Origin of the sequence: Robertkochia sediminum, from assembly GCF_016786255.1 — a bacterium.
Taxonomy (GTDB): domain Bacteria; phylum Bacteroidota; class Bacteroidia; order Flavobacteriales; family Flavobacteriaceae; genus Robertkochia; species Robertkochia sediminum.
Window position 1 is genome coordinate 250,890 of record NZ_JADMKT010000077.1, and the last position, 12,293, is coordinate 263,182.

Below are 12,293 nucleotides of genomic sequence, written 5' to 3' on the forward strand. Positions count from 1 at the left end.
TTTCTTTAGTTTAGGTGTCAGTACTAACTTAACAATCCAGGTTAGCTGTTTTGGCCTCGCCAACGCTAAAGGCCGAAACAGGGCCAAAACAGCCAGCCAGAACGGTTCATACACCTGCCGTAAGCAAGCCACCCCCAAAAAAAAGACATAGATGATCAAAAGAATAAATCAAATTAAAAAATTCGGAGTATTTAATGATTACCGAAGAAGTGGAGATATTCAAGAATTTGATAAAATAAATATAATCTATGGCTGGAATTATTCAGGTAAAACGACAATATCCCGTATATTTCAATGTTTTGAACTTAATAAGATAAACTCCGATTATGAAAATTGCGAATTCGAAATTGAGGATTACGATGGTCATAAACTAAACCAGAATGATCTCGATCATTTAAAAATAAAAGTTTTTAATTCAGATTTCATACGTGACAATATCCATTTAGAAGGAGGTAATTTTAATCCGGTACTACTTCTAGGAGAAGACACTAAGTTAGCTCAAGAACAATTAAAAATTGAACTTAAAAAGATTGAAAAGGTTAAGAGCATCGAAAGGAATTTGAAAAAAGAATCTTCCGTAATTGAGAAATCTATTTTAGATGGTCTAACTGAAACTGCTTCTAAAATTAAAGATTCTCTTCAAATAGTTCAGGCCTTTACTAGAACTCATTTAAAACCAATTTTTGAAAAAGTCAAATCAAATCATGAATCCTATCTATTAAGTAAAACTGAATTTCAAAAAACATTAAAGACTGCAACCATTTCGGAAGAAAACAAACTTCCTATTATGGATGATTTTGAATTTAATTATGATTTAAAAGAGGTTCTTGAGGAATCAAAAACACAACTGAAAAAAGTTCCAGAATTCTCTTCTACCATTAAATATTTTATAGAAAACCCCGAAATCGCATCTTGGGTAGAAGAAGGGTTAGAATTTCATTTAGAAAATTCTAACTGCGAATTTTGTGGAAATGAAATTGAAAATGATAGACTAATATCACTCAAGGCACATTTTTCAAAGGATTTAAGTAATCACAAACAGGAATTAAATATCCTATTTGATAAAATTGAAAGTAAGAAAAAAATAGTTCCCGAGATAAAAGCTGAACAATTTTATCCTTTTTTGAGAACAGATTTTAATGAGAAAAAAAAAGAGTTAAAAAAACAAATCAGCAATTTAAATTCTCAATATTCCAATTTATCAAAATTAGTAAAACAGAAAATAAAGAACCCCTTTAATCCTATAGAAGATTATTCTCAAATTAAATTAAATAATACTTTTTTAAAGGACGCCGTTAGTAGCTGGAATGATCTTATTTCAAAAAATAATAAAGTAACAAAAGAGTTTGATGAGGCAAAAGCTAAGGCTCAAAATAATATCAAAGAACATTATGCCGCAGACTATGTTAAGAAAATTGGTCTTTCCAGAAAGGAACAAAAAATTGAATTATATAAAAACCGATCTGAGTACTTCTTAGATATCGAGGAACAATTAGAAAAGTCGATTGCAGAATTAGAATCTGAGATTAGTAAAGCTCATAAAGGAAAAGAGAAATTAAATGAATTTATCGATAAATTTTTAGGTAGAAACGAAATTCAAGTTGTTGTTACAAAAGAAGAAGGAGTTGAATTATTTCGATTACAACGAAAAGATTCGAAAGCAGTAAATCTAAGTGAAGGCGAAAAAACTGCTATTGCATTTTCCTTTTTTTTAACCAAACTATTAGAAAGTTCTGAGCTCGAAAATATAATCGTTTATATTGACGATCCTATTTCCAGTCTTGACAGCAATCACATATTTCAAGTTAACGCTCTAATAAAAGAATTCTTCTTATCGAAAGAAGATCCCGAGAACGAAAGTAGCCGGATAAAATTAAACTGTAATCAACTTTTCATTTCAACTCATAATTTTGATTTTTTCGGTCTATTAAGAGAATTGCCAAAACCAAGTGGGGCAAACAAATTTTATTACTACGTAAGGAGAATTGATGCAGAAAAATCTACTTTAGAGAAACTACCTAAAGCGATTCAAAACTATTCTTCAGAATACCATTATTTATTTGAACTCATATACAATTTTGATAATAGTGTAGATAAAGATTATCAAGCCTTAATGGGAATACCGAATGCTGTAAGACGTTTTGTTGAACTTTATACATATGCTCGGGTTCCAGGTAACCATAATAATTCTGTAGATCAAAGAGCTGAGAAACTATGGGGAGCAGAAAGATCTAAAAGATTATTAAAAGTTTTTCATTATTTCAGTCACGCCAACAACATTGAAAGGATGATGAGAAATAGTGATTTAATGTGTGACATCGAAAATGCGGTGTCTGACCTTCATTCTCTTATAAAAGAAGATGAATTACATTATTCTGAACTTATCAAGACAGTAAATAAATAAAGGCCAGCTTACAACGTGAGGCTATCGCAAGCGTTACATTTCTTATAAGTTTCAACTATTTTCTCTATCTTAAACTCCAGTAAAAAACCAAATGCTATGTGCTCGCTGCCCTGTTCTCCTCCAACGCCAAAGGCCAAAAGGTCGCCCAGGCCAGCCAACCACGCCAGCGCAGAGCCCAACCGTTGTCTGTAATTATTAAAAATGTATACCGGAGAACCAAAATCTGGATTAGAATTCTACAAATTACTTTATGACTCTGAAGAGTTTACTTCAGAGTTAGGAAAGGTGACCCTAGCCTCTGGTAAATTGGAAGCAGAAATTAAAGTGTTCCTTAATCAGAACAATATTAAAGGAAATTTCCAAAGAGCAACCTTAGGTCAACTAATTGAAATTGTAGAAAAGAATAAACTTTTCAGTGGTAACTTCATAACTGCATTGAAACAAATATCAAAACAACGCAATTACATTACGCATAACATATACGCATTATTTTCAGACCTAATAGATGAAACAATACTTGAAAAAAATGATTTAATAGATCTCGATGTTACCTTATACATTTCTAGAGTTTGGCATTTAAACCAAGATTTAAATGGTCTTGCTAATTTAATTAAAGAAAAAAAGAAATAACTACAGACAACATGAGGCTATACCCCAGCGCTATCATTCTTACAAGTTTCGACTATATTCCTTATCTTCATATCAACAACTAAACCAATACCATTCGGCCAGCTGTACTTTTCTCCTCTAATGTAATGTTAAATTAGGGACCAAAACAGCCAGTCAGAACGTTTCAAATATCTACCGATGCGCATACTTTTTAAATTAAATCTTGACAATTGAATAGCATCATAAACATATTTCAAGTTGAAAAAACCTGTGACTACCGAGGAGAAACTTATCGCGTCCGAGACAATGGTGCCGTTTATAGATTAAGAAGATCTGGTAAAAGAAAAAGACCATTAGATGAAGAATGGACGTTTGGAAAACCAGATAAGAACAAAGGATATTTAAATTTCTCTTCTCACACGGTTCATAGAATTGTTGCTACAGCTTTTCATGGTGATCAGCCCTCAGCAAAACATATAGTTGATCATATTGACACCAACAAAAAAAATAATAGACCTGAAAACTTGAGATGGATTACTAGGTTGGAAAATATTTTACTTAATCCCATAACTCTTTCGAGAATAATTTTCAAGTACGGGAGTATTGACGATTTTCTTGCAAATCCATCCAAGCCGATTGATGGACAACTAGAACAAAATTTTGATTGGATGAGAACGGTAACAAAAGAAGAATCAGAAAACACCAGGCAAAATTTAATTAATTGGGCTAAAGAGGGTAAAATTCCGAAAGGAGGTCAATTAGGAGAATGGATATATAATCGAAATATTTTTCTAAATCAAAATAATCCAGCTCCCAATTACATTTTATCTAAAACTCTAAATGCAGCCCAAACCATTACCTTTTACAATGATAAACCCAATGAATTTCCAAGTACACCCAAAACCATTGAAGAGAATCCATTGGCCACATACTATGAGAAATTAAAGGAAGGAAAAATCTTTTTTAGAAACCATAATGGAGAATATGTAGTTGTTAAAAGAGGATTTTCTAAAGATATGCAGTCCATTTATGTGCTAACAAGGGCTGCTTACGTCTATAGGGAACAAGAAAATGGAGAATACATTCCCGTTCCTATTGATGAAATTCAAGAGAAAGTTTCTATTATAGATCTACCACATTCACTTACTGAAGTGACCTATTATAAGAATCAAGTATTAAATAAGTTGAAAAATCAAGTTCTTTTTCGAGAACGCTTTTCAAAAAATTAGTTTTCTCAAAGAGATTAAAAATAAATTTTTGAAATGTGTTCTGTCTTTTTGGATCAAGCTCTTTTCCCGGAACAGGGTGTAGGGGAATGTGCTTGATTCATTTAGCGAAAGCAAAGGATGATTTGTTTATAGTTGCTTAACTAAACTTTTGCCTAAGGGCTTCCATGTCTTTTTTAACTTTTTGATCCAGGATTTTTGCATAATGTTGGGTTGTACTGAGATTTTTGTGTCCCAGCATTTTACTCACGGATTCGATAGGCACACCATTGGAAAGGGTAACCGTTGTAGCAAAAGTATGTCTTGCCAGATGGGTTGAAAGATTTTTGCGAATTCCTGTCAAATCAGCAATTTCTTTTAAGTAAGCATTCATTTTTTGATTGGTAGGAACTGGAAGTAAATACGCCGAGGAGACTTTATTTGGATCACGATTGTATTTGCTAATTATACCTCTAGGAATTGATAAAAGCGGTATGTTACTTTTTGTTTTTGTTTTGGTTCTTCTTGTTTTTATCCAAGCTGTACCATCCAAATCAAATTTGATATCATCTGCGTTTAGTTTCTTTACATCAGCATATGCCAGTCCGGTAAAACAGCAAAAAATGAATACATCGCGAACTTGTTCTAGGCGGTCGATTCCAAAGTTTTTTTCCAGAAGTATAGAGATTTCGCCCTCTGTAAGGAAATCTCTTTCTACCGGTTTTAGTTTCGAATTCCAGTTAATGAATGGATCTTTTTTTATCCATTCATTAGCAATGGCAATTCTGATTATTTTTTTAAAATTGGTTATATACTTAATAGCAGTATTGTGTCCACAATTGCGTTCTGTTTTTAAGTAGTATTCGAATCCATTGATAAACTTTAGATCAACTTTAGTTATCAGGAGGTCTTTCTTTTTATAGGCTTTTCTAATATAGTTTGCGACATGCATTTTTGCAGTTCGATATCGCTCTGCAGTTCCTGAAGCAAAATCTTTTCCTATAAGTGAGTCCACTTGATCATTGTGTTCCTTAAAGACCTCAAGCAACATCCTTTTTCTATCATCCTTTCCGAAATATGTATTTCGTAATGCCTTAGCTGTAAGCTCTCTATTTTCATTAATATATTGTTGGTGAATTTGTAATAACCTTGAACGAATATTGGATAGGTAATTATTTAATTCTTGACCGGAAGCATTGTTAAGGTTTACCATCCCAGCTTTGGCTATCCAGCGGGCAGGATCCACTTTTCTATTTACACTAAACTCGACACGACTTCCATCTATGGTGATCCTTAGATAAATATTACAGAGTCCATTTATATCTGCCTTACTGGGTTTGATAAAATAGCGAAAAGAGACACGTTGATTCATTTTACATTTATTTCCCCCTTTTAAGGTAGAAAACATCCTTGAAAATCAAAAACGCAAAAATGCACAAATACCAGTAAAATCAATGGTTTTGAGCTAATTCGGGGGACTTTTTAGAAATTTGAAATCTCCCCCGAATTTGCCACTTTTTATAGCTTGTTATTTGATATCAAATGAAATCAATAAAAATGAAAAACCCCGTAAACACTGGTGTTTTACGGGGTTTGGAGGAACTTTGAAGTTCGTTCAGCGGAGAAAGAGGGATTCGAACCCCCGGAGGTGTGACCCTCAACAGTTTTCAAGACTGCCGCATTCGACCACTCTGCCATTTCTCCTTGCAACGTTACAGGCGTTTTATCCTGCGATTGCGGGTGCAAATATAGAAAGCTTTTTTATTTTTCAACAACTATTTTTTGATTTTTTTTCGCCTTAAACCGGGATTGTTTTCCCGCGCTCTGCTTTTCAGTCATTTAAGGTTTCGGTAAGGGTATTTCGAACGAATGACTTATTTTAGTCCAAGCTAAACCTGTTACATGTCACCCATACTGGAGATCCTTATTCTTGTGGTGGTGGGCTTTATCGTTGGGGTGATCAATACGATCTCCGGAGGCGGTTCCATGCTCACCCTGCCTATCCTCATCTTTTTTCTCGGCGATTCGGCTATGGCCAACGGTACGAATCGTGTAGCGATCTTTCTGCAGACCATCTCGTCTATAGCGGGATTCCGGTCCAAAGGGCTTACCATTCCCAAACCCAGTTGGTGGTTAGGGGTGGCGGCAACCATTGGTGCTTTTATCGGTTCGTTGATCGCTGTGGATATCAGCAATACGGTCTTCAACCGAATTCTGGCCATCTTTATGATCGTGATTGTAGCCTTTATGGTGCTTAAACCTACCAAAAACCTGAATGACCTGGCTGAGCGGTTTACCGGAAAATACTTTTGGGGAAGTCTTATTGCTTTCTTCTTTATCGGGATCTATGGCGGATTCCTGCAGGCGGGTACCGGGATCTTTATGCTCCTGGCCCTATCCTCGATCAATCAAATGACCCTGGTGCGTTCGAACCTGGTCAAAGCGGTGGTCATGCTAATCTATACGGCCGTGAGTCTTTCGGTATTCTTCTATCACGATAAGGTCAATCTCAAATACGGACTCCTCCTGGCTTCGGGGCAGTTCGTAGGAGGTTGGGTGAGCAGCCGGTGGTCGGTGGCCAAGGGCGACGGACTCGTTAAAACCTTCCTCATTATCATGGTGATCGCCATGGCCGTTAAGCTCTGGTTATTTTAAGGATTACTTTAGAATCGTATCTTATCAAAAACCTTACTTTTGCAAAAAAATTGCAAAACAATGAATGTACTAGATGCCCTGGAATGGCGATATGCCACCAAGAAGTTTGATGCCGATAAAAAACTGCCGGTAGAAAAGATCGATACCCTTAAAAGTGCGTTTAACCTTACGGCTACCTCTTTCGGACTCCAGCCGGTACGTCTGTTGGTGATCGGAAACCAGAAGATCAAAGAAGAACTCGTTCAACATAGTTTCAATCAGCAGCAGGTGGCCGATGCCTCTCATTTACTGGTATTCGCTGTAGAAACCGATATCGACGAAAAATACATCCAGAGCTACTTTGATCGCGTAAAAGATATTCGCCAGACCCCGGATGAGGTCCTAAAACCATTCCGCGATTACCTGGAGACTTCTGTAAAGACCATGGAGACCGGGATCAAGAAAGAATGGATCGCCAAGCAGGCCTATATCGCTATGGGGAACCTCCTTACCGTTTGTGCTGTAGAGCAGATCGATGCTTGTCCGATGGAAGGCTTTGTAAATGCAGAATACGATCGCGTATTGGGGCTGGAGGCTAAAGGACTTACCTCAGTTCTGGCCATGCCGGTTGGGTATCGTGCTCAAGACGATATGTTTGCCGGTTTTAAAAAGGTACGTAAGCAGGTTGAAGAGAGTATTCTGGAGATCTGATCTTCTTAAAAGCTTCGACTTCACACCTTCCTTTCCTATATTTGCGCAAAACATCAAAGCGTATTATGCCAGGATTTGAATTATTCGGTGATCAGGAAAGAGAAGAAGTAAATAAAGTATTGGATACCGGGGTGCTTATGCGCTACGGATTCGACGGAATGCGTAAAGGGCAGTGGAAGGCTTTAGAGCTGGAGGCTGCCCTTTGCCGTAGAATGGAGGTAAACCACGCCCAGTTGGTGAGTAGCGGTACGGCCGCACTTACTGTGGCGCTCGCCAGTGCCGGAGTTGGTGCAGGCGATGAGGTGATCATGCCCACCTTTACCTTCGTTGCCAGTTTTGAGTCTGTACTGGCCATCGGGGCCGTTCCCGTTTTGGTCGATATCGACGATACCCTTACCCTGGATCCCAAAGCCGTGGCTGCAGCCATTACTCCCAGAACCAAGGTGGTCATGCCTGTGCATATGTGCGGTTCGATGGCCGATCTGGATGCGCTTAAGGAACTGTGCGATAAACACGATATCTTGCTCATCGAAGATGCCTGCCAGGCCATTGGTGGTACCTATAAGGGCAAACCACTCGGGAGTATCGGAGACCTGGGATGTTTTTCTTTTGACTACGTAAAAACCATTACCTGTGGTGAGGGAGGAGCCCTGATCACCAATAACGAAACCTATAAGAAGCACGCCGATCATTATTCCGATCATGGCCATGACCATGTCGGGAACGACAGGGGAGCAGAGTCCCATCCATTCCTGGGGTATAATTACCGTATCTCGGAATTGAATGCTGCTGTGGGTGTTGCGCAGATCAAACGCCTGGACGATTTTATAGCCATTCAAAAAGAGCATTATTCGACCATAAGAAAAGCATTAGCCGGGGTAGAGGGGGTCACTTTTCGCCGTGTACCGGAAGGGGGAGAGGAGAACTACTCCTTTTTAAACATCTTCCTGCCGGATGAAGAGATGGCCAGAAAAGCGCATAAGGCCCTATCTGAAGCAGGTATCGACGGCTGCTTCTACTGGTTTGACAACAACTGGCATTATATCAAAAAGTGGGATCACCTGAAGAAGGCGACCAGCCTTGGAAAACTACCACAGGATGTGCTGGACAACCTTCCGGACCACGAGGGAGCAGACTTCAGTGCTTCCGACCATTGGATGGGAAGAAACATATCTGTACTCATCAAATTAGGTTGGGATCAGGAAACGGTAGCTTCACGAGCGTCGACCATGGCAGAAGTCCTGGAAACGGTGCTGAAAGCTGGGTAATTCCCTGAATATTTTCTTAGATATAGATCTTGCCTTCGAGGTATAGACGGGCTTCCCCGCTTATGATCACCCGTTCTCCGCGGTCTTCACAGTGCAGGTAACCCTTTCTGAGGGATAATTGGCGTGCCTCCAATATTTTCTTATCCAATACCTTACTCCAATAAGGGGTTAGGGTGGTGTGCGCCGATCCGGTCACAGGGTCTTCATCAACGCCGGCCTGGGGGGCAAAGAACCTGGAAACAAAATCAACCTGGTTGCCTCTGGCGGTAACGATGACCCCACGCGCATCGAGCAGGTTTACTGCAGGGATATCCGCTTCGAGATTTTTGATGTCTTCTTCAGAATGATAGACCAGCAGGATATCTGTCTTGCCACGAAAGGCACCAGCCGGGGGAATACTGAACGCCCGTTGGATGTCTTTGGATACAGCAATGGCGGTTACAGGGTCGGCCGGAAAATTAAGGCTTAGCTTATTGCCGTGTTTTTGTACCTGGAGGTCTCCGCTTCGCGGGGAGTAGAAATTGATAAGTTCACCCTCGTGCCCTTCCTTTTCAAAGAGTACATGAGCCGTAGCCAGGGTGGCATGGCCGCAAAGGTCGACTTCGGTGGTGGGGGTGAACCACCGCAACTCATAATGATCTTCCCGGGGAATATAAAAAGCAGTTTCAGAGAGGTTGTTCTCTGCTGCTATCTTTTGCAGCAGGTCGTCTTCCAGCCAGTTTTTCAGCGGACAAACGGCGGCGGGATTGCCGGAAAAGGCTTCTTTAGAAAAGGCGTCTACCTGATAGATCTTGAGTTCCATACACACGGGATTATTCCTAATAAAATTAATTAAAAAAGCCCTTCGTCATGAAGGGCTTTAAAAATATTGTTTGCTGTTGGATGGACGTCTTTATGAATCTGACTTTTGCAGGGAAGCTGCAACTTGCTCTACTTCTCCCATCACGCGTAGAAGGTTCTCTCCCCATAGCTGTCTGATCTCTTCTTCAGTATAGCCACGCTTTACCAGTTCGAGGGTCACATTAAAGGTTTCTGATGCGTCATTCCATCCGTATACACCACCGCCACCATCGAAGTCAGAACTGATCCCAACATGCTTCAATCCGATCTTTTCTACCAGGTAGTCGATATGGTCTACAAAATCTGATACATCTACCGGGTTGTTGGCGATAGCAAAGGCATCGATCTCTTCTTTCATAGACGCTCTAAAGTCCATGTATTTGGCGTAATAGGCACTGCGCTCTTCTGCAGGAAGCTGTCTGGCCTCACTGCGGTCCAGAAGGGTAAATCCTGCCTCTTCTGCTTTTTCTGCGAGCATGGCATTGAGTTTTTCGTTATAAGCCTGGTGCTTTTTGGTATCTACATAGTTACTGAAAGCCACGGTCTGTACTACCCCTCCGTTTTCTTTGATCCATTGCAATTGCTCGTCGTCCAGGTTACGGCTGTGATCGCAAATGGCACGGGCAGAAGAGTGGGAGGCGATAACCGGTGCTTTAGAGAGTTCGATCATCTCTTTAATGGCAGCCTTTGACGGATGCGAAATGTCAACCATCATCCCGTATTTGTTCATTTCGGCAATGACCTTTCGCCCCAGTTCACTGAGTCCGTTATGCAGCCATACACTGTCTTGTTCTCCGGTGTTGGAATCAGACAGCTGACTGTGTCCCTGGTGGGCCAGTGACATATAGCGGCCACCGAGGTCGTAGAATTTCTTAACGTTGTTGATATCGGTACCAATTGGATATCCGTTCTCGATACCGATCATGGCTACCTTCTTGCCTTTAGAGGCTATGCTTCGTGCTTCTGCTGCCGTATAAGCCAGTTCAATGGCCTCCGGAGCGATCTCTTCGGTGAGTTTGTGAATGGCTTCGAATTTAGCCATGGCGTTCTCGTATGCCTTTTGGTAACCCTCAGTTGTAAGGGTATCCTGCCCGGTGTACACAATGAACCACGCAACATCCAACCCGCCTTCTTCCATTTTCGGAAGGGTGATCTGTGTGTGCAGGTCCTGGGTGTAGTTGATCGAATCGGTAAAGTTATTCACGTTGATATCACAATGGGTGTCAATGGTGATCACCTTTTCGTGAATGCTTTTGGCCAGGGCCAGGGTGTCGATGGCCGCTTCTGAAGTCGTGGTGGTTTGAGGCTGCTCTTTACAGGAAAAAAGTGAAAGGGCAGCAATGAGGGATAAGAGTGGTTTGCGCATAAAATAAAGTTTATGCCGAAAAGTAGCCTTTTTCTTATAAATCTCAAAGTCTGCCGCAGTGCAGAATTTCCAATAATAGAGGGGAAGGGTTGTGAATTTAGTAATTCACGTATTCCACGATCTCCAGTCCGTAGCCTATGATCCCCACACGCTTGGTTTGCGTGGAGTTGGACATGAGGCGGATCTTGGAGATATCCAGGTCGTGCAGGATCTGGGCTCCGATCCCGAAGTCCTTATTGTCCATCACGATCCTAGGCGCTTTCATTTCTCCCTGACTTTGAAGCTCTTTAAGCTCTTTAAGGCGTTTGAGCATGTTGATAGAGCTGCTCTCCTGGTTGATGAATACGATGGCTCCGCGGCCTTCCTCGTTTAGCTGGCGGAACATATGATCCAGCTTCTTGTCGGCATCAGAGGTCAGGGTACCCAGGATATCGTTATTGATCAGGGTCGAATTGATACGGGTAAGCACGGGCTCATTAGCATTCCACGAACCTTTGGTCAGGGCGATATGCACCTGGTTGTTCGTTGTTTGTTTATAGGCGCGCAAGCGGAAGGTTCCGAAGCGGGTTTCGATATCGAAATCTTCTTTTTTCTCGATAAGGCTGTCGTGCTCCATACGGTAGGCCACGAGGTCTTCGATACTGATGAGTTTCAGGTCGAATCGTTCGGCTACATCCACCAGCTGAGGCAGCCTTGCCATGGTGCCGTCCTCGTTCATGATCTCTACGATCACCCCTGCAGGTTGAAGGCCGGCGAGGCGTGCCAGGTCGATAGCAGCCTCAGTATGTCCGGTACGTCTAAGTACGCCCCCTTCTTTAGCGGTTAGGGGGAAGATGTGTCCGGGTCTGGCCAGGTCTTTAGGCTGGGTATTTCTGTTGGTAAGCGCCTGAATGGTCAGGGCGCGGTCTGATGCCGATATCCCTGTAGTCACTCCATGTCCACGTAGGTCGATCGAAACGGTAAAGGCCGTTTCCATAGGATCGGAATTATTGGTCACCATGGGGTGAAGGTCCAGCTCTTTACAGCGTTGTTCGGTAAGCGGCGTACAGATGAGTCCGCGGCCGTGCTGTGCCATGAAATTGATCATTTCCGGGGTCGCTTTCTCGGCGGCGGCAACAAAATCACCTTCGTTTTCCCGGTTTTCATCGTCTACTACGATCACCACTTTTCCCGCTCTGATGTCGGCAATGGCTTCTTCTATGGAGTTGAGTTTTATCTCTTTTTCAGGCATGATGTGCGTTGACTGCTTCACAAAT

Annotated in this window: 10 protein-coding genes and 1 tRNA gene; 6 read left to right on the plus strand and 5 right to left on the minus strand. The window is 41.2% G+C overall.

Annotated elements, in window-relative coordinates:
• The first annotated feature begins 151 nt into the window (after positions 1-151).
• The 3 genes from IS446_RS10990 (at position 152) to IS446_RS11000 (ending at position 4,242) form a co-directional block, all read left to right on the plus strand.
• Positions 152-2,404, plus strand: a complete 2,253-nt coding sequence (locus tag IS446_RS10990) for an AAA family ATPase (protein ID WP_203060653.1) — start codon at positions 152-154, stop codon at positions 2,402-2,404.
• 201 nt (positions 2,405-2,605) lie between these two features.
• Complete coding sequence (locus IS446_RS10995) at positions 2,606-3,034, plus strand: hypothetical protein (RefSeq protein WP_203060655.1); 429 nt, start codon at positions 2,606-2,608, stop codon at positions 3,032-3,034.
• A gap of 209 nt (positions 3,035-3,243) precedes the next feature.
• On the plus strand, positions 3,244-4,242 hold the full coding sequence (locus tag IS446_RS11000; protein WP_203060657.1) for an HNH endonuclease signature motif containing protein: 999 nt from the start codon (positions 3,244-3,246) through the stop codon (positions 4,240-4,242).
• A 136-nt stretch (positions 4,243-4,378) separates the two neighbouring features.
• Here IS446_RS11000 and IS446_RS11005 read toward each other — a convergent pair whose 3' ends face one another.
• Together IS446_RS11005 and IS446_RS11010 are read right to left on the minus strand one after the other, a co-directional pair.
• Positions 4,379-5,590: a site-specific integrase gene (locus tag IS446_RS11005; RefSeq protein ID WP_203060659.1), complete on the minus strand. Its 1,212-nt coding sequence runs from the start codon at positions 5,588-5,590 to the stop codon at positions 4,379-4,381.
• Between the two features lie 247 nt (positions 5,591-5,837).
• A tRNA-Ser gene (locus IS446_RS11010) sits at positions 5,838-5,922 on the minus strand.
• Between the two features lie 198 nt (positions 5,923-6,120).
• On the opposite strand from IS446_RS11010, the gene IS446_RS11015 reads away from it, so the two are divergent.
• The 3 genes from IS446_RS11015 (at position 6,121) to IS446_RS11025 (ending at position 8,831) form a co-directional block, all read left to right on the plus strand.
• Positions 6,121-6,873 carry a sulfite exporter TauE/SafE family protein gene (locus tag IS446_RS11015; RefSeq protein WP_203060661.1) on the plus strand — a complete coding sequence of 251 codons (753 nt, stop codon included), beginning with the start codon at positions 6,121-6,123 and terminating at the stop codon, positions 6,871-6,873.
• A gap of 60 nt (positions 6,874-6,933) precedes the next feature.
• Complete coding sequence (locus IS446_RS11020; protein WP_203060663.1) at positions 6,934-7,563, plus strand: NAD(P)H-dependent oxidoreductase; 630 nt, start codon at positions 6,934-6,936, stop codon at positions 7,561-7,563.
• Positions 7,564-7,628: 65 nt separating this feature from the next.
• Entirely contained in the window at positions 7,629-8,831 is a 1,203-nt protein-coding gene (locus IS446_RS11025) for a DegT/DnrJ/EryC1/StrS family aminotransferase (protein ID WP_203060665.1), read from the plus strand.
• Between the two features lie 16 nt (positions 8,832-8,847).
• Here IS446_RS11025 and IS446_RS11030 read toward each other — a convergent pair whose 3' ends face one another.
• From IS446_RS11030 to ribB, 3 genes are all read right to left on the minus strand, one after another.
• Complete coding sequence (locus tag IS446_RS11030) at positions 8,848-9,633, minus strand: PhzF family phenazine biosynthesis protein (RefSeq protein WP_203060667.1); 786 nt, start codon at positions 9,631-9,633, stop codon at positions 8,848-8,850.
• Positions 9,634-9,723: 90 nt separating this feature from the next.
• On the minus strand, positions 9,724-11,037 hold the full coding sequence (locus IS446_RS11035; protein ID WP_203060669.1) for a dipeptidase: 1,314 nt from the start codon (positions 11,035-11,037) through the stop codon (positions 9,724-9,726).
• 97 nt (positions 11,038-11,134) lie between these two features.
• The gene (ribB, locus tag IS446_RS11040) at positions 11,135-12,268 is read right to left on the minus strand and encodes a 3,4-dihydroxy-2-butanone-4-phosphate synthase (RefSeq protein WP_203060671.1); all 1,134 of its coding nucleotides are present in this window, start codon (positions 12,266-12,268) and stop codon (positions 11,135-11,137) included.
• Between the last annotated feature and the right edge of the window lie 25 nt (positions 12,269-12,293).

What these genes read in the sequence shown, in the direction of transcription:
- IS446_RS11005 (WP_203060659.1), bottom strand. Translation starts at nt 5,590, where the DNA reads ATGAATCAACGTGTCTCTTTTCGCTATTTTATCAAACCCAGTAAGGCA.
- IS446_RS11015 (WP_203060661.1), top strand. Translation starts at nt 6,121, where the DNA reads ATGTCACCCATACTGGAGATCCTTATTCTTGTGGTGGTGGGCTTTATC.
- IS446_RS10995 (WP_203060655.1), top strand. Translation starts at nt 2,606, where the DNA reads ATGTATACCGGAGAACCAAAATCTGGATTAGAATTCTACAAATTACTT.
- IS446_RS11020 (WP_203060663.1), top strand. Translation starts at nt 6,934, where the DNA reads ATGAATGTACTAGATGCCCTGGAATGGCGATATGCCACCAAGAAGTTT.
- IS446_RS11025 (WP_203060665.1), top strand. Translation starts at nt 7,629, where the DNA reads ATGCCAGGATTTGAATTATTCGGTGATCAGGAAAGAGAAGAAGTAAAT.
- IS446_RS11030 (WP_203060667.1), bottom strand. Translation starts at nt 9,633, where the DNA reads ATGGAACTCAAGATCTATCAGGTAGACGCCTTTTCTAAAGAAGCCTTT.
- IS446_RS10990 (WP_203060653.1), top strand. Translation starts at nt 152, where the DNA reads ATGATCAAAAGAATAAATCAAATTAAAAAATTCGGAGTATTTAATGAT.
- ribB (WP_203060671.1), bottom strand. Translation starts at nt 12,268, where the DNA reads ATGCCTGAAAAAGAGATAAAACTCAACTCCATAGAAGAAGCCATTGCC.
- IS446_RS11035 (WP_203060669.1), bottom strand. Translation starts at nt 11,037, where the DNA reads ATGCGCAAACCACTCTTATCCCTCATTGCTGCCCTTTCACTTTTTTCC.